General features: G+C 52.7%; 23 protein-coding genes and 1 other RNA gene. 16 read left to right on the top strand and 8 right to left on the bottom strand.

What is annotated here, in order from left to right:
• Positions 1 to 41 precede the first annotated feature (41 nt).
• From tig to ppiD, 6 genes are all read left to right on the top strand, one after another.
• Entirely contained in the window at positions 42 to 1,346 is a 1,305-nt protein-coding gene (gene tig / locus BTJ39_RS20245) for a trigger factor (RefSeq protein ID WP_078004531.1), read from the top strand.
• Positions 1,347 to 1,671: 325 nt separating this feature from the next.
• Entirely contained in the window at positions 1,672 to 2,295 is a 624-nt protein-coding gene (gene clpP, locus BTJ39_RS20240; protein ID WP_078004530.1) for an ATP-dependent Clp endopeptidase proteolytic subunit ClpP, read from the top strand.
• A 125-nt stretch (positions 2,296 to 2,420) separates the two neighbouring features.
• Positions 2,421 to 3,695, top strand: a complete 1,275-nt coding sequence (clpX, locus tag BTJ39_RS20235; RefSeq protein ID WP_078004529.1) for an ATP-dependent protease ATP-binding subunit ClpX — start codon at positions 2,421 to 2,423, stop codon at positions 3,693 to 3,695.
• 189 nt (positions 3,696 to 3,884) lie between these two features.
• On the top strand, positions 3,885 to 6,239 hold the full coding sequence (gene lon / locus BTJ39_RS20230; RefSeq protein ID WP_078004528.1) for an endopeptidase La: 2,355 nt from the start codon (positions 3,885 to 3,887) through the stop codon (positions 6,237 to 6,239).
• A 225-nt stretch (positions 6,240 to 6,464) separates the two neighbouring features.
• Positions 6,465 to 6,737 (top strand): nucleoid-associated protein HU-beta, encoded by a 273-nt coding sequence (gene hupB / locus BTJ39_RS20225; RefSeq protein ID WP_078004551.1) that lies wholly within the window; start codon positions 6,465 to 6,467, stop codon positions 6,735 to 6,737.
• A gap of 236 nt (positions 6,738 to 6,973) precedes the next feature.
• Entirely contained in the window at positions 6,974 to 8,845 is a 1,872-nt protein-coding gene (ppiD, locus tag BTJ39_RS20220; RefSeq protein ID WP_078004527.1) for a peptidylprolyl isomerase, read from the top strand.
• Between the two features lie 23 nt (positions 8,846 to 8,868).
• On the opposite strand, the gene BTJ39_RS24920 is transcribed toward ppiD, so the two are convergent.
• The gene (locus tag BTJ39_RS24920) at positions 8,869 to 9,030 is read right to left on the bottom strand and encodes a hypothetical protein (RefSeq protein WP_176110386.1); all 162 of its coding nucleotides are present in this window, start codon (positions 9,028 to 9,030) and stop codon (positions 8,869 to 8,871) included.
• Between the two features lie 61 nt (positions 9,031 to 9,091).
• Here BTJ39_RS24920 and BTJ39_RS20215 point away from each other — a divergent pair, with 61 nt between their 5' ends.
• Both BTJ39_RS20215 and BTJ39_RS20210 read left to right on the top strand, forming a co-directional pair.
• Positions 9,092 to 9,439 (top strand): ComEA family DNA-binding protein, encoded by a 348-nt coding sequence (locus BTJ39_RS20215; protein WP_078004526.1) that lies wholly within the window; start codon positions 9,092 to 9,094, stop codon positions 9,437 to 9,439.
• Positions 9,440 to 9,540: 101 nt separating this feature from the next.
• Positions 9,541 to 9,954 carry an acyl-CoA thioesterase gene (locus BTJ39_RS20210; RefSeq protein ID WP_078004525.1) on the top strand — a complete coding sequence of 138 codons (414 nt, stop codon included), beginning with the start codon at positions 9,541 to 9,543 and terminating at the stop codon, positions 9,952 to 9,954.
• Positions 9,955 to 9,982: 28 nt separating this feature from the next.
• Here BTJ39_RS20210 and queC read toward each other — a convergent pair whose 3' ends face one another.
• Both queC and BTJ39_RS20200 read right to left on the bottom strand, forming a co-directional pair.
• The gene (gene queC, locus BTJ39_RS20205; RefSeq protein ID WP_078004524.1) at positions 9,983 to 10,678 is read right to left on the bottom strand and encodes a 7-cyano-7-deazaguanine synthase QueC; all 696 of its coding nucleotides are present in this window, start codon (positions 10,676 to 10,678) and stop codon (positions 9,983 to 9,985) included.
• Between the two features lie 63 nt (positions 10,679 to 10,741).
• The gene (locus BTJ39_RS20200) at positions 10,742 to 12,430 is read right to left on the bottom strand and encodes an SgrR family transcriptional regulator (RefSeq protein ID WP_078004523.1); all 1,689 of its coding nucleotides are present in this window, start codon (positions 12,428 to 12,430) and stop codon (positions 10,742 to 10,744) included.
• 91 nt (positions 12,431 to 12,521) lie between these two features.
• On the opposite strand from BTJ39_RS20200, the gene cof reads away from it, so the two are divergent.
• Positions 12,522 to 13,343: an HMP-PP phosphatase gene (cof, locus tag BTJ39_RS20195; protein WP_078004522.1), complete on the top strand. Its 822-nt coding sequence runs from the start codon at positions 12,522 to 12,524 to the stop codon at positions 13,341 to 13,343.
• 52 nt (positions 13,344 to 13,395) lie between these two features.
• Here cof and BTJ39_RS20190 read toward each other — a convergent pair whose 3' ends face one another.
• A complete protein-coding gene (locus BTJ39_RS20190) occupies positions 13,396 to 14,331 on the bottom strand; it encodes a DMT family transporter (protein WP_078004521.1) in 936 nt (311 codons plus the stop codon).
• Between the two features lie 103 nt (positions 14,332 to 14,434).
• On the opposite strand from BTJ39_RS20190, the gene BTJ39_RS20185 reads away from it, so the two are divergent.
• The 5 genes from BTJ39_RS20185 to amtB all read left to right on the top strand — a co-directional run bounded on the left by BTJ39_RS20185 (position 14,435) and on the right by amtB (position 20,399).
• Entirely contained in the window at positions 14,435 to 14,917 is a 483-nt protein-coding gene (locus BTJ39_RS20185; RefSeq protein WP_422386054.1) for an Lrp/AsnC family transcriptional regulator, read from the top strand.
• 27 nt (positions 14,918 to 14,944) lie between these two features.
• A complete protein-coding gene (locus BTJ39_RS20180; RefSeq protein ID WP_078004519.1) occupies positions 14,945 to 16,711 on the top strand; it encodes a SmdA family multidrug ABC transporter permease/ATP-binding protein in 1,767 nt (588 codons plus the stop codon).
• Positions 16,704 to 18,473: a SmdB family multidrug efflux ABC transporter permease/ATP-binding protein gene (locus BTJ39_RS20175; protein WP_078004518.1), complete on the top strand. Its 1,770-nt coding sequence runs from the start codon at positions 16,704 to 16,706 to the stop codon at positions 18,471 to 18,473. The genes BTJ39_RS20180 and BTJ39_RS20175 overlap by 8 nt, the downstream gene beginning before the upstream one ends.
• A gap of 262 nt (positions 18,474 to 18,735) precedes the next feature.
• Positions 18,736 to 19,074, top strand: a complete 339-nt coding sequence (glnK, locus tag BTJ39_RS20170; RefSeq protein ID WP_078004517.1) for a P-II family nitrogen regulator — start codon at positions 18,736 to 18,738, stop codon at positions 19,072 to 19,074.
• A 35-nt stretch (positions 19,075 to 19,109) separates the two neighbouring features.
• The gene (amtB, locus tag BTJ39_RS20165) at positions 19,110 to 20,399 is read left to right on the top strand and encodes an ammonium transporter AmtB (protein WP_078004516.1); all 1,290 of its coding nucleotides are present in this window, start codon (positions 19,110 to 19,112) and stop codon (positions 20,397 to 20,399) included.
• Positions 20,400 to 20,475: 76 nt separating this feature from the next.
• Here the strand turns inward: amtB and tesB are convergent, their stop codons facing one another.
• Positions 20,476 to 21,333, bottom strand: coding sequence for an acyl-CoA thioesterase II (gene tesB, locus BTJ39_RS20160; protein ID WP_078004515.1), 858 nt, complete (start codon positions 21,331 to 21,333; stop codon positions 20,476 to 20,478).
• 218 nt (positions 21,334 to 21,551) lie between these two features.
• Here tesB and BTJ39_RS20155 point away from each other — a divergent pair, with 218 nt between their 5' ends.
• Complete coding sequence (locus BTJ39_RS20155; RefSeq protein ID WP_078004550.1) at positions 21,552 to 22,109, top strand: YbaY family lipoprotein; 558 nt, start codon at positions 21,552 to 21,554, stop codon at positions 22,107 to 22,109.
• Positions 22,110 to 22,143: 34 nt separating this feature from the next.
• Here BTJ39_RS20155 and BTJ39_RS20150 read toward each other — a convergent pair whose 3' ends face one another.
• Positions 22,144 to 22,455, bottom strand: a complete 312-nt coding sequence (locus BTJ39_RS20150; RefSeq protein ID WP_078004514.1) for an MGMT family protein — start codon at positions 22,453 to 22,455, stop codon at positions 22,144 to 22,146.
• A gap of 161 nt (positions 22,456 to 22,616) precedes the next feature.
• Between BTJ39_RS20150 and ffs the strand changes: the two genes are divergently transcribed.
• Positions 22,617 to 22,713: signal recognition particle sRNA small type (gene ffs / locus BTJ39_RS20145), an RNA gene on the top strand.
• Positions 22,714 to 22,774: 61 nt separating this feature from the next.
• Here ffs and BTJ39_RS20140 read toward each other — a convergent pair.
• Together BTJ39_RS20140 and tomB are read right to left on the bottom strand one after the other, a co-directional pair.
• Positions 22,775 to 22,993, bottom strand: a complete 219-nt coding sequence (locus BTJ39_RS20140; RefSeq protein WP_078004513.1) for an HHA domain-containing protein — start codon at positions 22,991 to 22,993, stop codon at positions 22,775 to 22,777.
• Positions 22,994 to 23,019: 26 nt separating this feature from the next.
• The gene (tomB, locus tag BTJ39_RS20135; RefSeq protein WP_078004512.1) at positions 23,020 to 23,403 is read right to left on the bottom strand and encodes an Hha toxicity modulator TomB; all 384 of its coding nucleotides are present in this window, start codon (positions 23,401 to 23,403) and stop codon (positions 23,020 to 23,022) included.
• Positions 23,404 to 24,163 lie beyond the last annotated feature (760 nt).

The following is a 24,163-nucleotide window of genomic DNA, read 5'->3' as shown; positions in this document are numbered from 1 at the left end:
GTCTGAAGTTGACCGAGCACGTGATTTTTTGAGGTAACAAGATGCAAGTTTCAGTAGAAACAACTCAGGGCCTTGGCCGTCGCGTAACTATCACTATCCCTCACGATGTGATTGGCAATGCGGTAAAAAGCGAGCTGGTCAATGTCGCTAAAAATGTTCGTATTGATGGTTTTCGTAAAGGCAAAGTGCCGATGAACATCGTCTCTCAGCGTTATGGTTCATCCGTTCTCCAGGACGTCCTGAGCGATTTGATGCAGCGTAATTTCGTTGATGCGATCATCAAAGAAAAAGTAAATCCGGCTGGTGCGCCGAAATACGTACCGGGCGAATATAAAGCCAATGAAGACTTCACCTATTCAGCAGAGTTCGAAGTTTATCCGGAAGTTGAGCTGAAAGGCCTCGATGCCATTGAGGTTGAAAAGCCGGTAGTTGAAGTTGCCGATGCCGACGTTGATACCATGCTGGATACGCTGCGCAAGCAGCAGGCGACCTGGAAAGACAAAGACGGCGCCGCCACGGCGGAAGATCGCGTAACCGTTGATTTCAGCGGTTCGGTTGATGGCGAAGAGTTCGAAGGCGGTAAAGCGTCTGACTTCGTGCTGGCTATGGGCCAGGGTCGGATGATCCCAGGCTTCGAAGACGGTATCGTCGGCCACAAAGCGGGTGAAGAATTCAATATTGAAGTGACTTTCCCGGAAGACTATCACGCTGATAACCTGAAAGGTAAAGCGGCTAACTTCGCTATCGTATTGAAGAAAGTTGAAGAGAGCGAGCTGCCTGAGCTGACTGAAGATTTCATTAAGCGCTTTGGCGTTGAAGACGGTTCAGTTGCCGGTTTACGTGCGGAAGTGCGTAAAAATATGGAGCGCGAGCTGAAAGGCGCAGTGCGCAACCGCGTTAAGTCTCAGGCGATTGACGGGCTGGTAAAAGCCAATGAAATCGACGTGCCTTCCGCGCTGGTCGACGGTGAAATTGACGTGCTGCGTCGCCAAGCCGCTCAGCGTTTTGGCGGCAACGAGCAGCAGGCCCTTGAACTGCCGCGCGAGCTGTTCGAAGAGCAGGCAAAACGCCGCGTAGTAGTTGGACTGCTGCTGGGCGAAGTCATTCGTACTAACGAGCTGAAAGCCGACGAAGCGCGGGTGAAAGGCCTGATTGAAGAGATGGCCTCAGCCTACGAAGATCCGCAGGAAGTCATTGAGTTCTATAGCAAGAATAATGAACTGATGGACAACATGCGTAACGTGGCGCTGGAAGAACAAGCGGTTGAAGCGGTACTGGAAAAAGCAAAAGTGACTGAAAAAGCCACTAATTTCCAGGAACTGATGAACCAGACCACGCCGGCATAAGTCGCTTAGCGTCAGGTTCTGATTCAAGCTCGCAGCTTCGGCTGCGGGCTTTTTTTGTCTCTAACGTCAGTAAACCGCCCATTTTGCGCGCTTAATTGTTCATTTAAACAACAAACACTCAGCTAAGCTGTTTTTCCTGGTTAGGGAATAAAAAAAGTTGTTATGCTTGAATTATCGGGCTGAGATCCCCAAATCGAACCTCATGCAAATGAGGCTGTCTGATTGACCGTCCTGATAGCTGCGGGGAGAGGTAATGAGCGCAGGATGCAAAACGCACCGCCTCATGCCCGGATAGAATCGGTAAAAAATTATTCAGGAGACGGAAATGTCATACAGTGGCGAACGTGAACAAATGGCACCCCATATGGCGCTGGTGCCGATGGTGGTCGAACAAACCTCGCGCGGCGAGCGTTCTTACGACATCTATTCCCGCCTGTTAAAAGAGCGTGTGATTTTCCTGACCGGACAGGTCGAAGATCACATGGCAAATCTGATTGTCGCTCAGATGCTGTTTCTGGAAGCGGAAAACCCGGAAAAAGACATTTATCTGTACATCAACTCCCCGGGCGGCGTTATCACGGCGGGAATGTCGATATATGATACCATGAAGTTTATCAAGCCTGATGTCAGCACCATTTGTATGGGTCAGGCGTGCTCAATGGGGGCGTTTTTATTGACGGCAGGCACTAAAGGTAAGCGCTTCTGCCTGCCAAACTCCCGCGTGATGATCCACCAGCCTCTTGGCGGCTATCAGGGACAGGCGACGGATATCGAAATTCACGCGCGCGAGATACTTAAAGTTAAGCAGCGGATGAATGAATTGATGGCTGAACATACGGGCAAATCTCTTGAAGAAATAGAGAGAGATACTGAAAGGGATCGTTTCCTGTCAGCCAGTGAAGCTGTAGAGTATGGCTTGGTGGATTCAATTTTGACGCACCGTAAGTAACGCTAAGGCGGCTTACCCTGGCTATAGTTATTCTGTAGCGTCAAAAAAAATAGGTATTGAATACGGGTATCGCTAAAGATACCCGCGCCACATCAGGCGAATGAGACTAACGAAGAGGTTTGCAGATGACAGATAAGCGCAAAGACGGTTCAGGAAAGTTACTGTATTGCTCTTTCTGCGGTAAAAGTCAGCATGAAGTGCGCAAGCTGATTGCCGGGCCGTCCGTGTATATCTGCGATGAGTGTGTCGATCTTTGCAACGACATTATTCGCGAAGAGATTAAAGAAGTCGCACCACATCGCGAGCGCAGTGCGCTGCCCACACCCCATGAAATCCGCCACCATCTTGATGATTACGTCATCGGTCAGGAAAGAGCGAAGAAAGTACTGGCGGTGGCGGTTTACAACCACTACAAACGCCTGCGTAACGGTGATACCAGCAACGGCGTTGAATTAGGCAAAAGCAACATTCTGCTGATTGGACCAACCGGTAGCGGTAAAACCCTGCTGGCAGAAACCCTTGCGCGCTTGCTGGATGTGCCTTTTACCATGGCTGACGCCACCACACTGACCGAAGCGGGTTATGTTGGCGAAGACGTAGAAAACATTATCCAGAAATTGCTGCAGAAATGTGACTACGATGTGCAAAAAGCGCAGCGCGGCATCGTTTATATTGACGAAATCGACAAGATTTCCCGTAAGTCCGACAATCCGTCGATCACCCGTGACGTTTCCGGCGAAGGGGTTCAGCAGGCGTTGCTGAAGCTGATTGAAGGAACCGTTGCAGCGGTACCGCCGCAGGGTGGCCGCAAGCATCCGCAGCAGGAGTTTTTGCAGGTTGATACCTCAAAGATTCTGTTTATTTGCGGCGGGGCATTTGCCGGGCTGGATAAGGTGATTTCGCAGCGTACCGAAACGGGGTCGGGCATTGGCTTTGGCGCCACGGTGAAAGGCAAATCGCAGAAAGCCTCTGAAGGTGAGCTGCTGTCCCAGGTCGAGCCGGAAGATCTGATCAAGTTTGGCCTGATCCCTGAGTTTATTGGTCGCTTGCCGGTCGTGGCAACGCTCAACGAACTGAGCGAAGAAGCGCTAATTCAGATTCTGCGCGAGCCGAAAAATGCGCTGACCAAGCAGTATCAGGCGCTGTTCAACCTGGAAGGCGTCGAGCTTGAGTTCCGCGATGAAGCGCTGACGGCCATCGCTAAAAAAGCCATGTCCCGTAAGACCGGCGCGCGTGGTCTGCGCTCTATCGTCGAGGGCGCGCTGCTGAATACCATGTACGATCTGCCTTCGATGGATGACGTCGAAAAAGTGGTGATTGATGAGTCCGTAATTGGGGGCGAATCCGATCCGATGCTGATTTACGGCAAGCACGAAGCGCAGCAGGCGTCAGGTGAATAAATAACCGATGCATTCCAGCGAGTTAGCCTAAAGGGGGAAATTTTTCCCCCTTTTGCTTTTCTGACATCCTTAAACATTGAATGTCAGATAATCATCCCCATATACTCGAATTAGCGGGTGCAGACTGCACGAATAAATGCAGGGTAAGAGTCCCGTAACCTGGCGGAAATTAAACTAAGAGAGAGCTCTATGAATCCTGAGCGTTCTGAACGCATTGAAATCCCTGTGTTGCCGTTGCGTGACGTAGTGGTTTATCCGCACATGGTGATTCCGTTGTTTGTTGGCCGTGAGAAGTCGATCCGCTGCCTCGAAGCGGCGATGGATCATGACAAGAAGATCCTGCTGGTTGCGCAGAAAGAGGCTTCAACGGATGAACCTGGCATTAACGATCTTTTCTCTGTAGGGACGATTGCTTCCATTCTACAGATGCTGAAATTGCCTGACGGTACGGTCAAAGTACTGGTTGAAGGATTGCAGCGTGCTCACATTACTACCCTGGCTGATAATGGCGATCATTTCACCGCTCAGGCTGAATATATGGCCTCGCCGGAAATCGAAGAGCGCGAGCAGGAAGTGCTGGTGCGAACCGCGATTAATCAGTTTGAAGGCTACATCAAGCTTAATAAAAAGATTCCGCCGGAAGTGCTGACATCGTTAAACAATATCGATGATGCAGCGCGTCTGGCCGACACCGTTGCCGCGCATATGCCACTGAAGCTGGCTGATAAGCAATCTGTGCTGGAGATGTCAGACGTCAATGAGCGTCTGGAATATCTGATGGCGATGATGGAGTCAGAAATCGATCTGCTGCAGGTTGAAAAGCGCATTCGCAACCGCGTGAAAAAGCAGATGGAAAAAAGCCAGCGCGAATACTATCTGAACGAGCAAATGAAGGCGATTCAGAAAGAGTTGGGTGAAATGGACGATGCGCCTGACGAAAACGAGGCGCTGAAGCGTAAGATTGATGCGGCTAAAATGCCGAAAGAGGCGCGTGATAAAGCGGAAGCCGAGCTGCAGAAGCTGAAAATGATGTCGCCGATGTCGGCGGAAGCGACGGTGGTTCGCAGCTACGTCGAATGGATGGTGCAGGTACCCTGGAACGCGCGCAGTAAGGTGAAAAAAGATCTGCGCAAAGCTCAGGAAACCCTGGATATCGATCACTATGGCCTTGAGCGCGTAAAAGATCGCATCCTTGAATACCTCGCGGTGCAGAGTCGCGTCAGCAAAATTAAAGGGCCGATTCTGTGCCTGGTGGGGCCACCGGGGGTAGGTAAAACCTCTCTCGGCCAGTCGATCGCGCGTGCCACAGGGCGTAAATACGTCCGTATGGCGCTGGGCGGCGTGCGTGATGAAGCGGAAATTCGTGGTCATCGCCGGACTTACATTGGCTCGATGCCGGGTAAACTTATTCAGAAAATGGCTAAAGTCGGGGTGAAAAACCCGCTGTTTCTGCTGGATGAGATTGACAAAATGTCCTCTGACATGCGCGGCGACCCGGCTTCAGCGCTGCTGGAGGTTCTGGATCCTGAGCAGAACGTAGCCTTTAACGATCACTATCTTGAGGTTGATTACGACCTTTCAGATGTCATGTTTGTTGCTACTTCCAACTCAATGAACATCCCGGCGCCGCTGCTGGATCGTATGGAAGTGATTCGTCTTTCCGGCTATACCGAAGATGAAAAGCTGAACATCGCCAAACAACATCTGCTGCCAAAACAGATTGAGCGTAATGCGCTAAAAGTCAGCGAACTGACGCTGGAAGACAGTGCTATCGTTGGCATCATCCGTTATTACACGCGTGAAGCCGGGGTGCGTAGCCTCGAACGCGAGCTGTCCAAACTGTGTCGCAAGGCGGTTAAAGCGCTGCTGATGGATAAGTCGCTGAAGCATATCACCATCAGTGGCGATAATCTGAAAGATTATCTTGGCGTGCAGCGCTTCGATTATGGTCGTGCTGACAGTGAGAACCGCGTTGGCCAGGTCACCGGGCTGGCATGGACGGAAGTTGGCGGCGACCTGCTGACCATTGAAACCGCCTGCGTACCGGGTAAAGGCAAACTGACCTATACCGGTTCTCTGGGGGAAGTGATGCAGGAGTCGATCCAGGCCGCGTTGACCGTGGTGCGCGCTCGTGCCGAAAAGCTGGGTATTAACGGCGATTTCTATGAGAAGCGCGATATTCACGTTCACGTACCTGAAGGCGCGACGCCGAAAGACGGCCCCAGCGCGGGGATTGCTATGTGTACTGCGTTAGTTTCCTGTCTGACCGGCAACCCGGTGCGTGCAGATGTGGCAATGACCGGTGAAATTACGCTGCGTGGTCAGGTTTTACCCATCGGCGGCCTGAAGGAAAAACTACTGGCAGCTCATCGGGGCGGTATCAAAACGGTGCTTATTCCTGATGAAAATAAACGCGATCTGGAAGAGATTCCGGATAATATCATTGCCGATCTGGATATCCATCCGGTAAAACGCATTGAAGAAGTTTTAACATTAGCGTTACAAAATGCGCCCTACGGCATGCAGGTAGCCACGGCGAAATAGTGATATATGGCAAAAAGCGCGTAAAACCGGGGCTGGCAAGTAAAATGGTACTTGCCAGCCTTTTTTTGTGCCGCTAACTTAGAGGCTGTCAAATCAGCCGCGGCAAAATGAAGCGATGCCGCAGTCTGCCTGACTTAGGCAAACAGATGCCTGTACAATTACTGCGCGATAGCGGCAGATGATCAATCTGACCGCAAGGTAAATAATAAAGAGGGGATGAATAGCGTGAATAAGTCACAATTGATCGACAAAATTGCTGCAAATGCTGATATTTCTAAAGCCGCAGCTGGACGTGTATTGGATGCTTTTATGGGCTCAGTTTCTGACGCTCTGAAAGCTGGCGACGAAGTTGCATTGGTTGGTTTCGGTACCTTCTCCGTCCGTGAACGCGCTTCACGCACCGGCCGTAATCCGCAAACCGGAAAAGAAATTACTATTCCTGCCAGCAAGGTTCCAGGTTTCCGCGCCGGCAAAGCGCTGAAAGACGCCGTTAATTAATGAGATTTTCTCTCAGGGCCCCGCAGAATTATGCGGCTGAGTGAGGATCGTTCTGGCGTTATCAGGTAACATATGGGGCACATCAGGGTGATGATGTGCCTTTTTTTATCTTTCAATGACAATCCCCTTTTCTGGTTGTCATACTACGCGAGAACGCGCAGCGTGAGACGACTTAATGGACGGGTCGCTCAGGCGCCGAGATTTACATTCACACTACAGCGGAGTGTTGTCACACCATGATGGACAATTTACGCACGGCATCGAGCCATGTCGTGCTCAAAATCATACTGGGGCTAATTATTCTGTCATTTGTGTTGACCGGGGTAGGCAACTATCTGGTTGGCGGTAATGCGGACTATGCTGCGAAAGTAAATGGGGACGAAATTAGCCGGGCACAGCTGGAGCGCGCTTATGCTAATGAACGGGCGCGTCAGCAGCAGATGCTGGGCGATCAGTTTTCTACGCTGGCGAGTAATGACGGTTTTATGCGTCAGATGCGCCAGCAGGCGCTTTCTCAGTTGGTTGATGAGAAACTGCTCGATCAGTATGCAAAAAAGATTGGCCTGGCCATTAGCGATGATCAGATTAAGCAGGCTATTTTTAGCCAGCCCGCTTTCCAGAATAACGGCAAGTTTGACAATGCAAAATACAACAGCATCCTGTCTAACATGGGTTACGCTCCCGATCAGTACGCTGAAGCGCTGCGTAAGCAGCTGACTGTACAGCAGCTTATCCAGTCGGTTGCCAGTACCGATTTCCTGTTAAAAGGTGAAGCAGACTCGCTGGCTGCGCTGGTCTCCCAGCAGCGTATTGTTCGTGAAGCGACCATAGACGTTGATGCGCTGGCAGCAAAGCAAAGCGTTAGCGACGACGAAGTTAAAAATTACTACCAGCAAAATAAAGCCAGCTTTATGGCGCCGGAGCAGTTCCGCGTCAGCTACATCAAATTGGATGCGGCTAGCATGCAGGAGTCGGCCAGCGAAAGTGATATACAAAACTGGTACGATCAGCATAAGCAGGAGTATACCCAGCCAGAACGTACCCGCTTTAGCATTATCCAGACCAAAACCGAAGCCGATGCGCAGGCGGTGCTGGATGCGCTGAAGAAAGGTGCTGACTTCGCCGCGCTGGCTAAACAAAAATCTATCGATCCTATTACCGCGCGTAAGGGCGGCGATATGGGATGGCTGGAACCGGAAACCATGCCGGATGAGCTGAAAAATGCCGGTCTGAAGGATAAGGGGCAGCTGTCCGGGGTGATTAAATCCTCTGTCGGTTATCTGGTCGCGCGTCTGGATGATATTCAGCCGCAGCAGGTTAAGCCGCTGGCGCAGGTGCATGACCAGATTGCGGATAAAGTGAAGCAGGAAAAAGCGATAGACGCTTACTACAAGCTACAGCAAAAAGTTAGCGATGCCGCCAGTAACAACAACACTTCGCTGGCCGGAGCCGAGCAGGCTGCCGGGGTGAAGGCGGTTGAAACCGGCTGGTTCACGCGCGACGACGTGCCGGCAGCGTTGGATTTCAAACCTGTCGAGCAGGCTATTTTCAATGGCAGCCTGCAGGGGCAGAATGGCGCGCCGGGCAGCAATTCCGATATTATCACCGTTGATGGCGACCGGGCTTTCGTGCTGCGTATTGCTGACTATAAAGCACAGGCGGTGAAGCCGCTTGCCGAGGTAAGCGACCAGATAACGCAGGATATTCGCCGTGATAAGGCCACGCAGGAAGCTAAAGCGCAGGCGGAAAAACTGCTGGCAGAGCTGAAAGCCGGTAAAGGTGATGAGGCGATGAAAGCGGCGAAGCTGACGTTCGGTGCGCCGCAGACCTTGAACCGGACCGACCGCTCGGCAGTCACTCAGGCGGTGTTTGAGCTGCCTCTGCCGCCAAAAGACGGTGCTTCATACGGCCTCAGCGAGGACGGTAAAGGAAACGTCGTGCTGCTGGCGCTGGATAAAGTGCAGGCCGGAAGTATGCCTGAAGCGCAAAAAAATGCGCTGGTTCAGGGCGTCACGCAGAATAATGCTCAGATCGCTTTTGAAGCGCTGTTGAGCAGTCTGCGCAAAGAAGCCAAAATAAAATACGGTTCGGGCGTAGACGTTCAGTAACCACCAGTCTGCTAATTAGCTAACTAAAAGGCCGGAGCAAGAAATTGCCCGGCCTTTTTTATTGCCGTTTTTTCTGTTCTCCCTGCTCCGCAGCCAGATATTGCGCGCGCCTTCGCAACATTAAATGAGTTTGCTGCACGCTGAAGCTTTATTTTCGGCATGTTTTCCATCGCTGCAATAGCCATGTTGTTGCACTTTCGCCGGCTGGTTACGCTGACTGCACCGTGACAAACAAGGAGAGAAGGTATGGAAAAATCATGGTATTACGCGATTATTTTTAGTGGCCTGCTGACTGCAGGCGTAGGGCATGCGCTGGCTGAAACGCCAAAATCAGCTGAACCCGCCAGGTCGCCGGCACGGGTGGAAAAGACGGTTGATAAAGGCGGCGCTGTAAATGGCGAAAAAGTCAGTATCAACCAGGCTAGCGCGTCAGAGCTGGCGAAGGTGCTTAACGGTGTGGGGCTAAGGAAGGCGGAAGCGATAGTCAGCTACCGCAAGCAATACGGTCCGTTCACGGCAATTGAGCAATTAAGTGAAGTTCCCGGTATTGGTGAGGCGCTGCTGAAACGAAACCTGGCAAATCTGAAGCTGTGATCGTGCTCCCATCGCGTTACTGGCAGTGTGGACTTACACAATAAGGCTGCCAGGATTAGAGGTCATACCAGTTGGTGTGACCTTTAACCGGAGCCAGGATAATGCAAACAACGATTAAAGTCAGAGGCTATCATCTTGATGTTTATCAGCACGTCAATAACGCCCGCTATCTGGAGTTTTTGGAGGAAGCGCGCTGGGCGTGGCTGGAGCAGGAGGATGCTTTCCACTGGCTGCAGGAAAACCACTATGGCTTTGTGGTGGTCAACATCAATATTAACTATCGCCGTCCGGCAGTATTGGGGGATGTGCTGAACGTAGCAAGCGAACTGGTTGAGTTTGGCGGGCGCAGCGGTGTCATCAGCCAGACGGTCACGCTGTCACCCGGTGGTGAAGTGGTAACCGATGCCAGGCTGACTTTTGCCTGTATCGATCTGAAAACCCATAAAGCGCTGCCCATTGAAGGCGAGTTGAAGCAGCGGCTCAGCAGTATGGTCAAATCACGCGAGGCCGTGTAGTTTAGCCCCCGCTGTGGCGAAACCGGCCTCAGGCGAGGCCGGTTTTGCTTTTCATTGCCTGCATAACGGCGGCGGGTGCCTGCTGATACTGTTGTAAACCGTTGGCGCGCAGGTGACAGGCGGCGCATTCGCCGCAGCCATCGCCCTGGATACCGTTATAGCAGGTAAGGGTTTGCTTGCGGACTAAATCGAGTCGCTGCCAGTAGTCGGCCAGCGCCCAGGTTTCTGCCTTGTTAAGCCACATCAGCGGCGTTTCAAAACGCACCGGGCGCGCCATCCCCAGTTCAACGGCATGATTCAGCGCCTTTACGAATTCATCGCGGCAATCAGGATAGCCGGAAAAGTCCGTTTCACACACGCCAGTAATCACCGCTTCGGCGTTGACCTGATAGGCATAAATAGCAGAGAGCGTCAGAAACAGGATGTTACGACCGGGAACGAAGGTGCTGGGCAGGCCGCTGGCATCAGGATCGTAATCCGGCACCGGGATGTTATCGCGTGTCAGGCTGCTGATTGCCAGCTCATTGAGCAGGGTAACGTCCAGCACTTTATGCGCGCTGGCGCCCAGCTGTTGACTTAATTGCCTGGCGGTATCAATTTCGGCCCGATGCCGCTGACCGTAGTCAAAGGTGATGCAGTGGACGTCATCATATTGTTTCAGCGCCTGAATCAGACAGGTCGTTGAGTCCTGACCCCCGCTAAAAACCACGACCGCACGTTTCATATATTCGCTCCTCTTCATTCAGGCGCGTATGGTAGCGCCAGCGACGAAGAAAGCCCAGTCGGATTATGTTGGCGGCGGTATCCATGCGCGGGTGAAATCAAACCATCCCCAGGCGTTCAGATGAATACCCTGCACGCCGGGCGGGGCGCTGACCTGATAGCGATAGTTAAAGAGCGGAGTGACGATCGCCGCGGCCATTAATTTTTGTAACGCCTGGCTTAGTTCATCGCAGCGCCTGCCTTCATTCTCATGGCGCTGAATACGCTGTAGCGTTAGCAGCAGCTGCTGCCAGCCCGCGTCTCCCAGTACCGCTGGCCACAGAGGATCAAGGCGAAGCCAGCTTTCGAGGGTAAATTCGGGCGCTTCGCCAATCAGACGATCGCCCATAATAATGTCGGCTTCCCCCAGCCCCGTATGGTTGAGCCAGTTTTTCTCCGGATGGAAATACACCTCAAGCTGGCAGCCGCGTGCGGCAAGTGCCTCACGTAGCGCCTCAGCCATAGCATGTAGCTCTACGGGCAGATGATAATGCAGTTTAAGCGCTGGCGGCAGCGGCGCTTCCTCGCCTTCAAGCGGAGGGACCGGCCAGCCTGGCAACATGGCGTGGGTTGGCGTAATCAATCCCTCTTCCAGGGGCAGGTGTTCGATCAGGCGCGCTTCGGTCAGCACCCGCAATAGCGACCGGGCCTGCGCGGCGCTGAAACCAGTATGGTGCCGCAACGCCATATAGCAAAAGCCGAGGCTGATGCTACGTTCAACCGGGCGTAGCGCATTCAGCTCGTATTCGTTACCAATGGCAATTTGTACCGGATGGCGACAGCTGGTGCCCAGCGTCCGATCAAACAGACCGGGCGTTATCCAGTATTCAACCGTTTCGACCAGCGGGTGCCTGAGATGGTACTGGCTATGGCTTTCCAGCCTGACCAGTGCATCGGAAAAGCTGGTCAGGCGAAACGGACCTGCGCCAACCTGAGGCTGGGTGGGATGAGCCATGAAGCAGGGGACGGAGGCAAGGCGGTGAGCCAGCCAGTTATCAGGACAGCGCAATTGAAATCGCAGGCAAAGCGCGTGCGGTAGCGAAACCTCGCTTACGCAGTCAAGCAGACGCTGGCCGGTGAGCGATTGCAAAATTGCCTGTAGCCTGGCTAGCAGTTGCCCGCCATCAATGCTTTCTCCGTTATGCCAGTGGAGCTGCGGACGCAGATAAAAATGCCAGGTTAGTCCATCCGCGCTCTGCTGCCAGTGGTGCGCCATATCCGGCACGGCACGGTTATTAACAAAGCGGGTTAGTCCGGCATGGAGCTGGCTGGCAAGCTGCTGTTCCGCCCGTCCGCTCAGCGTTAACGGATCTAAGGTTCCAAGGGCGCGGTAATAGGGTATCCGTAAGGTTGGCCGGTTGTTAAGCCATTGTCCGCCCATGAGCGGCGACAGTAACTTCTCCAGCTTTGTCGGATCAACCTGCGCCAGCGCCAGCGCATTTTGTGCCTGTCCGCGATCCAGCTCCTCACGCAGCAGCTCTGCACGCAATGCTTCCGGATGATGGTAAAAAAGCAGCGTACCACGTTTGCCTCTGCCCGCCGCCGCCTGCCATTCTGCCCAGCCAAACTGCTGCCAGCGCGACAGCAGCGTACGCATATGACGCTCGCTGCAGATGCAGGCTTGCGCCATGGCGGCAACGCTGGTGGACTGACTGGCGCCTTCTCTGAGTTGCCAGAGGCGTAAATACTGGTTGAGACGCTGAAGTTGTCGCATAAATACGGAACATTTTTTTTAATGTTGACACTATTAGTTCCGTAAATATCGTTCAATACTAGCGTGGTGTAAATCAGATGCAGGAAAAATTATGGCCCGCCTTGCCGCTTTTGATATGGACGGCACTTTATTGTTACCCACTCATACCCTGGGGGAAGCGACGCTGGCAACGCTGCGCGCCTTGCAAAAAAAACAGATCGCCGTCACTTTCGCCACCGGGCGGCACTACCTTGATATGCAGCCGCAAATCGCGCCGCTGGCGCTTAACGCCTGGCTAATTACCGGTAATGGCACCCGTATTCATGATAGCGAAGGCAAGGTGCATTTCGCCGCTGACCTGCCACCCGACGTGGCGGAAGAGGTCATTCATGCTAACTGGAATACAGCGGCGACGCTGCACGCGTTTAACGATTGCGGATGGTTCACCTCCCATGAGCTGCCAGCGCTGCTTTACGCTCATCGCGCCAGCGGGTTCAGCTACCAGCTGATGGATCTGAGAAAGCTGCCGGCGCACCAGGTGACGAAGCTGTGCTTTATTGGTGAGCATGGCGAACTGTGCCAGCTAAAAGCGCGGCTACGAGAGGCGCTTAGTGAGCGGGTGCATCTTTGCTTCTCCGCATGGGAATGTCTTGAGGTCTTACCGCTGTCCTGCAACAAGGGCGAGGCGCTGAGCCGGCTGGCAACATCCCTCGGTTTTACGCTGCACGAATGCATGGCGTTTGGTGATGCCATGAATGACCGTGAAATGCTTGCCCGGGTAGGAAAGGGGTATGTCATGGGCAACGCGATGCACCAGCTAAAAGCTGCCCTGCCGCACCTGCCGGTCATTGGTACCTGCGCGACACAGGGCGTGTCGCATTTTCTTAATCACTGGCTGAGCACACCACACCTCGCCTATTCCCCCGAATATTGAGGCACTTTCCAGTGAGCCGGGCAGGATGCCCGGTTTTTTTATGGCTGGCAGACTAGCTGGTCTGCCGTGAGCGATTGCCTGCAGCAGCAGCCTGTGGACGGCGAGCCGGGCCGCGGTAAAGGGTCAGCAGGATCCCTGATAGAAAGGGGATTAGCAGCAGCAGTGAATCCGGGCTGATGCTGTTGCCGCTTAGCTGGTTCTCAAGTGCGATGGCGACCAGCGGGAAAACCAGAAACACCAGCGATGCCTGAAAAGGTTTAGCAAACTGCTGCAACGCAAAATAGCACAGGATGCCGCCAACGCCGGCCACCACGCCCAGATAGCCAATCGCCAGCAGGGCCTGCGGTGCAAAGCGGCCGAAGTCGGGGGCTTCGCTTAGCCCTGTCAGAGTCAGTAAAACGCCCGCCCCCAGGCAGGGCAACGCATTGTAGCTCAGTACAGAAATACCTGCGCATCGCTTCTTACACTGCACGTACATCGTGGCGTGAATGAGCACGGCGGCGACCAGAGCCGCAATTCCCTGTAGCAAACTCTCACCATTGGAATGGGTTTCCTGCCATAAAATAGTACAAAGCGTAGCAGTACTGATTGCCAGACCGATCAGCTGCTGGAAGCTGGTTTTTTCCCCAAGAAAAATCATCGAGGCTGCAAGCACCGCTGCCGGCATCGTAGCAAAAATAATCGCCGCAAGGCTGGCGGTAGTAAAACGTTCGCCATAAATCATCAGCGTAAAGGGAATAGCAAAATAAAAAAGCATCACGGCGAGCTGAAACAGTCGCTGCCCGGCAGGAAATAGCAGCGGCGCTTTTTTATAGCGCGCCAGCGCTATCAGCAGCGGCGAGGCGCAGAGAAAGCGCAGGCCGGTGGCAAATATCGGGGGAACCGTTGCCACGGTAATTTTCATTGCCATCCAGGTTGTCCCCCATGTTAATGCGACGGCAATAAATAATCCGCTGATTAACAGGTTTCGTTTAAGTTTTTGGCTCATTCTGGCTATCCCTGAGGTATATATTTATCTGCCAAGATTAGCTAAAACCTGAGAGAAAAGGTTACTATAATGCCACTGCAAAAGGCCTTGTCTGGAGAAAATTTTGCCAATAAATAACCTTGATGATAAAGACTTAATGCTGCTAAATCTGTTACAGAAGGATTGCATGCTATCGCTGCAGGCGCTGGCGGATGCGGTGCATCTGACGACGACCCCTTGCTGGAAGCGCCTTAAGCGTCTGGAAGATGAGGGCTATATTCGCAGTAAAGTCGCGTTGCTTAATAACGAAAAGCTCGGACTGTCGCTCACGGCATTTATGATGATTAAAACGCAGCAGCATAGTCGGGAGTGGTACAAGCAGTTTGTCGACGCCGTACAAATAATGCCGGAAGTGATGGCCTTTTATCGTATGGCAGGCGAGTACGACTATTTACTGCATGTTCAGGTGGCGGATATGAAGAGCTATGATGCATTTTATAAAAAGCTGCTAAATAGCGTTTCCGGGCTGATTGACGTGACTTCCAGTTTTGCTATGGAGGAAATAAAATACACGACTGCGCTACCCGTGTTGGCGCGTGAAGCCTGAGTTTTGCCCGATCATTGAGGTTTGTTTGTGAGACTGTTCAGTCAGCTTCGTCATTTTTTCCTGCGCGAATGGCGCCGCTATCTCGGCGCGGTATCGCTACTGGTGGTTATTGCTCTGCTCCAGCTCATTCCGCCTAAACTGGTTGGGGTCATTGTTGACGGAATTACCCAACAGCGCATGACCAGCAGTACGCTGCTAATGTGGATCGGCATTATGCTGCTGGCCGCGCTGGTAACCTATTTGCTGCGCTATTTCTGGCGTATATTGCTGTTCGGCGCATCCTATCAGCTGGCGGTGGAACTGCGGGAAGATTTCTATCGTCAGTTGAGCCGCCAGCATCCTGCTTTCTATTTGCGACACCGTACCGGTGATCTTATTGCCAGGGCCACCAATGACGTTGATCGGGTGGTTTTTGCTGCCGGAGAAGGTGTGTTGACGCTGGTGGATTCACTGGTGATGGGCATCATGGTACTGCTGGTAATGAGTACCTCGATTAGCTGGCAGCTGACGCTGCTGTCGCTGCTACCCATGCCGGTAATGGCGTTGATCATCAATCGCTACGGTGAGCAGCTGCATCAGCGTTTTAAAACCGCGCAGGCGGCGTTCTCTTCGCTAAACGATCAAGCCCAGGAAAGTCTGACCAGTATCCGCATGATTAAAGCGTTTGGCCTCGAAGATCACCAGTCAGAAAAATTTACCGCGATCGCCCGCGATACCGGAGCAAAGAATATGCGCGTGGCGCGGGTCGATGCCCGCTTTGATCCGACCATTTATCTGGCGGTTGGTTTATCAAATTTACTGGCCGTTGGCGGCGGTAGCTGGATGGTATGGCAGGGAACCTTAACCCTTGGGCAGCTTACCAGCTTCGTGATGTACCTGGGCTTGATGATCTGGCCGATGCTGGCGCTGGCGTGGATGTTCAATATCGTTGAACGCGGCAGCGCGGCCTGGACGCGCATTCAGGCATTGCTGGCTGAGGCGCCCACCGTGGTTGATGGCGCCAGCACCCTACCCGAAGGGCGCGGGTTGCTGCAGATTGCGATTCGTCAGTTTAACTATCCCGGGAGCCGCCAGACGGTGTTAAGCCAGCTGGATGTTAATCTCAAGCCGGGGCAGATGCTGGGGTTGTGCGGGCCCACCGGTAGCGGAAAAAGCACGCTGCTGAGTTTGATTCAGCGCCATTTTGATATTGAGCACGGCGATATTCGCTTTCACGGTGAGTCATTAACGCGTTTCCGGCTGGATAGCTGGCGTGCTCGTTTGGCGGTGGTTAACCAGACGCCCTTTCTGTTTTCCGATACGGTGGCGAATAACATTGCGCTTGGCCACCCCGGCGCCAGCCGGCAGGAGATTGAGCATGCCGCTCAGCTGGCGAGCGTTCATGATGATATTTTGCGCCTGCCGCAGGGATATGAAACCGAAGTTGGCGAGCGCGGCGTGATGTTGTCGGGCGGGCAGAAGCAGCGAATTTCGATTGCCAGGGCGCTGCTGCTTAATACAGAAATTCTGATCCTTGACGATGCTTTATCGGCGGTAGACGGCCGGACCGAGCATCAGATCCTGCACAACCTTCGGCGCTGGGGGAGTGGAAAAACGCTGATTATCAGCGCGCACCGGCTGTCGGCGTTAGTGGAGGCGAATGAGACGCTGGTATTGAAAACAGGGGCCGTGGCGCAGCGCGGAACCCACAGCCAGCTCAGTCAGCAGTCAGGCTGGTATCAGGATATGTATCGCTATCAACAGCTAGAAGCAGCGTTGGACGATGAAAGTGACGAGGAGCAGTACCATGGCTAATGTTGTTCACCTTTGGCCAACGCTACGTCGCCTGCTTGGTTACAGCTCCCCCTGGCGCAAGCCGATGATGAAAGCGGTGCTGATGCTGTGGATCGCTGCTGGCGCAGAGGTCCTTGGACCGGTTTTAATCAGCTATTTTATCGATAACATGGTTGCGCAACGACGCATGCCAGTCGGGCTGGTTGTCGGTATTTTTTCTGCGTTTGTGCTGCTGCAGGCACTGGCGGCGCTGTTGCACTATGGTCAGTCGCTGCTGTTTAACCAGGTGGCGGTTGGCGTGGTGCAGCGCCTGCGTAGCGACGTCATGGACGCGGCTTTGCGCCAGCCGTTAAGCACGTTTGACAGGCAGCCTGTAGGGCAGATTATTTCCCGCGTCACCAACGATACCGAAGTGATAAGGGATCTGTATGTCACCGTCGTCGCGACGGTATTACGCAGCGCGGCGCTGATCGGCGCGATGCTGATCGCGATGTTCAGTCTTGACTGGCGCATGGCGTTTATTGCGCTGACCATTTTCCCGCTGGTGCTGACGGTGATGTTGATTTATCAACGCTACAGTACGCCTATCGCCCGGCGCGTCAGAAGCTACCTTGCTGATATTAATAATGGTTTTAACGAAGTTATTAATGGTATGAGCGTCATCCAGCAATTTCGCCAGCAGGCGCGCTTTGGCGAGCGAATGGGCGAGGCGAGTCGCTCTCATTACCTTGCCCGTATGCAAACGCTGCGCCTTGACGGCTTTTTGCTGCGGCCACTGCTGAGTCTGTTTTCCGCCTTTATTCTGTGCGGATTAATGCTGCTGTTTGGATTTTCCCATGCGGGCTCCGTAGAGGTGGGGGTTCTGTATGCGTTTATCAGTTATCTTGGCCGTCTTAACGAGCCTCTGATTGAACTGACCACTCAGCAATCCATGCTTCAGCAGGCGGTGGTTGCCGGTGAGCGAATCTTTGAGCTGATTGACGCGCCGCGCCAGAATTATGGCGGCGATGATCGGCCAATGCTGAGCGGTGAGATCGCCATTCACGATCTGAGCTTTGCTTATCGTGCCGGTCATCAGGTGCTACAGCACATTAATCTGAGCGTGGCATCAAGGAGCTTCGTCGCCCTGGTCGGGCATACCGGCAGCGGTAAGAGTACGCTTGCCAGCCTGATGATGGGCTATTATGCCCTGCAACAGGGTGCCATCTTATTATCTGGCCGGCCATTAGCCGACTATTCGCATCGGGCGCTGCGTCAGGGGATTGCCATGGTGCAGCAGGATCCGGTCGTGATGGCAGATTCGTTTTACGCGAACGTCGCGCTGGGCAGGACTCTCTCTGAAGAGCAGGTCTGGCAGGCGCTGGAGAGCGTGCAGCTTGCCGAACTGGCGCGGGCGATGAGCGAGGGTTTACATACGCCTTTGGGAGAGCAAGGGAATAACCTCTCCGTTGGACAAAAGCAGCTTCTGGCGCTGGCACGGGTGCTGGTGGAGCCGCCGCAGATACTGATACTCGATGAGGCCACGGCAAATATCGACTCGGGCACCGAACAGGCTATTCAACAGGCGCTGCGCGCGGTACGTGAGAAGACAACGCTGGTGGTGATCGCCCATCGCCTTTCAACCATTGTTGAGGCTGACGCTATTATGGTCTTGCATCACGGTCAGGCGGTGGAGCAGGGACGACATGAAGAATTGCTGGCCCGTCGGGGACGCTACTGGCAAATGTATCAGCTGCAGCAGGCCAGCGATGCGCTGTCAGCAAACGCGATAGCGAACATCTAGTCTCTTTTTGCACCATAAGCAAGCACAGGCCGGTCCGTTCTGCCGCTTGCGCACCTCATTAACGCATGGCGCACTTTAATGGTGCGCATCTTTATATTTATTCTTTTTTACTTCCCCACTTTCCTCCCGACGGCTGACAGAAAAGGCCCGTTCGCCATGTTGAACATGGCGAAAATATATCCTTCAGTATTTATGGCACAGCCTTTGCTTAGAAATAATCACATCGGGCATCTGGTCATATTCAATACCTGGAGGGGATCACATGAAGCTGGTTACCGTAGTAATTAAGCCATTCAAGCTGGAAGACGTACGCGAGGCGCTCTCTTCTATCGGTATTCAGGGGCTGACAGTGACCGAAGTTAAAGGCTTCGGTCGTCAGAAGGGCCACGCAGAGCTGTATCGTGGCGCTGAATACAGCGTCAACTTTCTGCCAAAAGTGAAGATTGATATTGCGATTGCAGACGATCAGCTCGATGAAGTCGTCGATGTGATTAGCCAGGCTGCCTACACCGGAAAAATTGGTGATGGCAAAATTTTTGTTGCTGAGTTGCAGCGGATTATCCGCATTCGCACCGGTGAAACTGATGAAGCAGCGCTGTAATTATTTGCCAGCGGTAGAGTAAGGGGATGGGGAAAATGAATAAAAAAATGATTGAGTCCGCACTGGTCAGCCTGGCGCTAATGCCGTCGCTGGCGATGGCGGCGGCGCCTGCTGTAGCGGATAAGGCTGATAACGCATTTATGATGATTTGTACGGCGTTGGTGCTGTTTATGACCATACCCGGCGTCGCGATGTTTTACGGTGGGCTGATCCGCAGTAAAAACGTGCTTTCCATGATGACCCAGGTCTCCGTTGCTTTTGCGCTGGTCTGCGTGCTTTGGGTGCTGTACGGCTATTCGCTGGCTTTTAGCGAAGGTAATGCTTTCTTCGGCAGCTTTGGCTGGGGAATGCTAAAAGGTATTGCTCCCACGGCGTTAATGGGCACCTTCTATCAATATATTCACGTGGCTTTCCAGGCTTCGTTCGCCTGTATTACGGTGGCGTTGGTGGTTGGCGCGCTGGCCGAGCGGATTCGCTTCTCAGCGCTACTGATTTTTGCCGTTATCTGGTTAACGCTGGCTTACCTGCCCATTGCTCATATGGTCTGGGCTGGCGGTTTCCTTGCTGCCGATGGCGCGATGGATTTTGCCGGTGGCACCGTGGTACATATTAACGCCGCCGTAGGCGGGTTAGTAGGCGCCTACCTGCTTGGCAAACGCGCCGGATTCGGTAAAGAGGCCTTCAAACCACATAATTTGCCGATGGTTTTTACCGGAACGGCCATCCTGTATGTTGGCTGGTTTGGTTTTAACGCCGGTTCTGCCAGCGCGGCGAATGAAATTGCGGCGCTGGCTTTTCTTAACACCGTGGTGGCGACGGCTGGCGCAATGCTCAGTTGGACCTTCGCTGAATGGGCGCTGCGCGGCAAGCCGTCTTTGCTGGGTGTTTGTTCCGGGGCTATTGCCGGATTGGTCGCCATTACTCCGGCCTGTGGTTATGTCGGCGTGGGGGGGGCATTGCTGATCGGCCTGATTGGCGGCGTGGCCGGCGTATGGGGTGTTTCCAGCCTTAAGCGTTGGTTAAAGGTAGACGACCCCTGCGACGTATTTGGTGTTCACGGGGTGTGCGGCATTGTTGGTTGTATCCTGACCGGCGTTTTTGCCGCGCCTTCGCTGGGCGGCGTCGGCTATGCCGAAGGCGTGACTATGGGCCATCAGGTGTGGGTTCAGCTGTTCAGCGTCGGGGTTACCATTGTCTGGACGGCGGTGGTTGCGCTGATTGGTTTTAAAGTGGCGGATCTGATTGTCGGACTGCGCGTGCCTGAGGATCACGAGCGAGAAGGGCTGGATGTGAATAGCCACGGCGAGAATGCTTACAACCAGTAAGTGAATGCCTGAAGCCGATCGACAGTTAGTACCGGGGAGAACCGCAGGTTCTCCCCTTGATTTATTCCGTTCAGGGTTACCGGATCCTCATGACGCCTTCCTGCACGCTTGAGGCAACCAGCCGGCCATCCTGGGTATAAAATTCACCGCGTACAAACCCTCTGGCACTGGATGCGGATGTGCTTTCCACGCTGTAGAGCAACCATTCATTTAAGTCAAAAGGCCGGTGAAACCACATAGAATGGTCGATGGTCGCTACCTGCATTCCCGGTTCGAGAAAGCCTTTGCCGTGCGGCTGAAGCGCTACCACTAAAAAGTTGAAGTCTGAGACATAGCCGAGTAAATACTGGTGGAGAGGCGCACCGGCAGGAACGGAACCATTTGCCCGTAGCCAGACGCAGCGGCGCGGCTCGTCAACGTGCCCTTTTAACGGATTGTGAAACGTAACCGGCCGCACTTCAAACGGCTTCTCCGCCAGAAATTTTTCGCGGGTGGCGCTGGGGAGTAAATGGGCCAGCTGTTGGGCTATGTCCGTTTCAGAAGGCAATCCGTCCGGCCCCGGCGCCTCAGGCATCGTCTTCTGGTGCTCGAATCCCTGCTCCGTACCCTGGAAAGAAGCGGTCATATAAAAAATCGGCTGGCCGTTTTGAATAGCGCTGACGCGACGGGCGCTAAAACTTTTGCCATCGCGCAGGGTTTCCACATCATAAATGATGGCTTTCTGGCTATCGCCTGGCCGTAAAAAGTAGCTGTGAAAAGAGTGGATAATGCGCTCTGCCGGCACCGTTTGTTTCGCCGCGTAGATAGCCTGGCCTACAACCTGTCCGCCGAACACCTGACGTAAGCCCAGGTCCTCGCTCTGACCGCGAAACAAGCCTTCTTCCAGTTTTTCAAGATTGAGCAGGGCAAGTAAGTTATTGAGCGCTTGACTCATGGCTGTCGTCTCCCGATGCAAAAAGCCAGTTTGCGAGAACGCACCGGTTAACGCAATCTTTGCTGTTAAGAATACCCTGAACTGGCAGCAATATCGTTGTCCAGTGGATGGTCAGGCAAAAATCAGTAACTTGTGCCAATATTAAGTTAATGGGGCTTCAGGCCAGCGACTGTTTGCTGGTCGCCCTGTTCCACATTGATTATAAGGAGAAGACGTCAATGAAATTCTGGCAGGTATTAAGCGGTGCCGCGCTGGCGGTAGTGATCTCTGGCTGCGCGGATAAAAGCAACGACGTTGCAACGCCTACGTTGGGATCGGAAGTAAAAGGGCAGCAGGCTGCGCTAAGACAGCCAAACGTCAGCGGTAGCGTATGGATCCGTCAGAAAGTGGCTTTACCCCCGGACTCAGTGCTGACGGTTACGGTATCAGATGCTTCCGTTTCCGATGCGCCTTCAAGGGTTATTGCCCAGCACGTGGTGAGAACCGAAGGCAAACAGTCACCGTTCCACTTTGTGCTGCCTTATAACCCCAGCGATATTCAACCCAACGCGCGTATTCTTTTAAGTGCGGCGGTTGCAGTGAAAGGTAAGCTGGCATTTATCACTGAAAGCGCGAAGCCAGTGATTAATCAGGGCGGGACTAAGCAGGATTTGGTGCTGGTGCCGGTGCCTTCAGTCGCGGTTCCCACCGCGCCGGGAGCAGCAACAACGGTACCTTCAACGTCGCCGACCCAGGTTACGCCTTCTGCAGCCGTTCCGGCGCCTACCAATATGTAAGCTGAATAAGGCGGTGCGGTGCGCCGCCTTATTTTCAGATTTTCCAGCGATAGCGTGTCAGAGAGATTTTGCCTTCGCGGCTGACTTCAACCCCTTCGGCTAGCAATGCCGCGCGCTGACGGGACAGGTCCGGCCCGGTCAGCGAAATTTGTCCACTTCGATTGATGACCCGATGCCATGGGAGCTTACTGCCCTCCGGTAAACGCTTGAGTACGCCGCCAACCTGACGAGCGGCGCGTGGTGAACCCGCCAGCAGGGCCACGTCACCATAAGTCGTTACGCAGCCGCGCGGGATAGCGGCAAGCACCTGGTAAACTCGCTGATAGAAATTATCCCCATCGTCCATTTTCAGATCCAGCGTATCTCCGGTGTTGTGTTCGGATTATCAGAGCCGCTTGCGCGTGAGAATGAGCAAGAAACCATCGCTTGTCTGGCCTGAGCTTGCAATTGGCAGGGGCATCATTGATAATGCCTGCGCTCTGGAAACAGGGCAATCAATGGAGGCTCTGTTGGTTCTCCCGCAATGCTAACCTGTGAACCCGGTCAGATCCGGAAGGAAGCAGCCGCAGCAGATGACGCGTGTGCCGGGATGTGGCTTGCAGGGCCTCCACCACTAAGACTCCCTGTCCTTACTCGTTAATCCATTTCCATGCCGTGATGCTATTTCAGCGAACATATTTCCAGACTGAAACCGGAACTTTGTCATAAAGTTTATTCATCGTCAGTTCTGCCAGTCGATGGTCGGCAGCTGAATAAAATATCGCCAGCTCTTCATCAGATAATTCGTACTTGTTTTTTTCAATCACTCGTTCAAGTGTATCGATAGAACGACAACGTCGCAGGCGCATCAGATAATCACTTTTAGTAAGAACTTTTTCAGTCATTTTTAAACCGTATTAAAAATAATGGGTTACTGGTAAGTGTGGCTTTCATGGGATGCCCACTGCCGGCACTCTTCATCAAAAATATTAAACAGATTGCGGGCAGAGCTCTGCCAGTTCTGTAACTCGTGTGTGTTGATGCCATAATTGCTAAAAAGCATAAAGGTATCATCCAGGTATTGATCTACCTGAGCAGAAAAGTCGCCGTCTTCCTGGTGCTTAATCTTATAATTCATCATAAAAGCAGCAATATGCTCAACCAGTTCATTGAGCTGAATATTGAGTGCTGAAGTTGGATCGTTTACCCAGCCATGATGACTGTCTCCCAGACTGGTGAGACTTTCGTCATAAAGGTGCTGGCACAAGAATTTTAACTGGGCGATATCATGCCTTTTCGGTGAGTATTCGTCCATCTTTTTCCCCTTTTGTAGCAAACAAACCGGCCACGTTAAACACAGCTGTATAGCGAGTGATTAGTCAGGAAACGAGCAGAACTCAATGTAAACTAATGTATCATGCAAATAAATTGGGATGAGTAATAGCAGCCAGCCGATGATTAAAAATTACAAAATATTTCAGGTTAAAGGCTTAACGCTGCTGAATAGCTTATAAATAATTTCGTCAATAGGTAATCAATTAACAGTCAGGTTGGTAAAATGTTGTAGACGCTCAGGTGTAGCATCCGCCGACGAGAACCTTAAGTTATAACGTATATTATTACGCTGGTTGTTAAAAGATGCCAGAGGCAATAAATAAAATAGTCGAATAAAATACCTTCGTCTCACCAGGATGTATCGAAAATATTCTTTAACTTTTTTTCTATTTCAACCTTAGTTTGCTGCAAAGGTTTGCTCACTTTTACTTATACTGACGATGTTAATTGAAAATGAATGTTGTGCACTCTGCCTCACAGGATGCAACTGTTCTCAACCGTTAGCAGCGCTATAGTGAGGTTGCCCGATCGGCATCTGGAGATGAATGCATTTATAATGCGATAAATGTTTTATTTATCATAGCTGAATTTTCCTAATTTGCCCGCAGGTTGACGTTTTTCTGACTGCTTTTGCTGCATGCAGTTCATATAGTTTTCTTTATTGTAATGGTTAGAAACACTTTTGCGTTGCAAGGATTGCACCAGCCGGAATAATATTATTGTTATGTTATAACATTATT

This window comes from Izhakiella australiensis (assembly GCF_002006995.1).
GTDB lineage: Bacteria > Pseudomonadota > Gammaproteobacteria > Enterobacterales > Enterobacteriaceae > Izhakiella > Izhakiella australiensis.
Note: the sequence above shows the minus strand (reverse complement) of the source record. Positions and strands in the feature narration are given on the sequence as shown.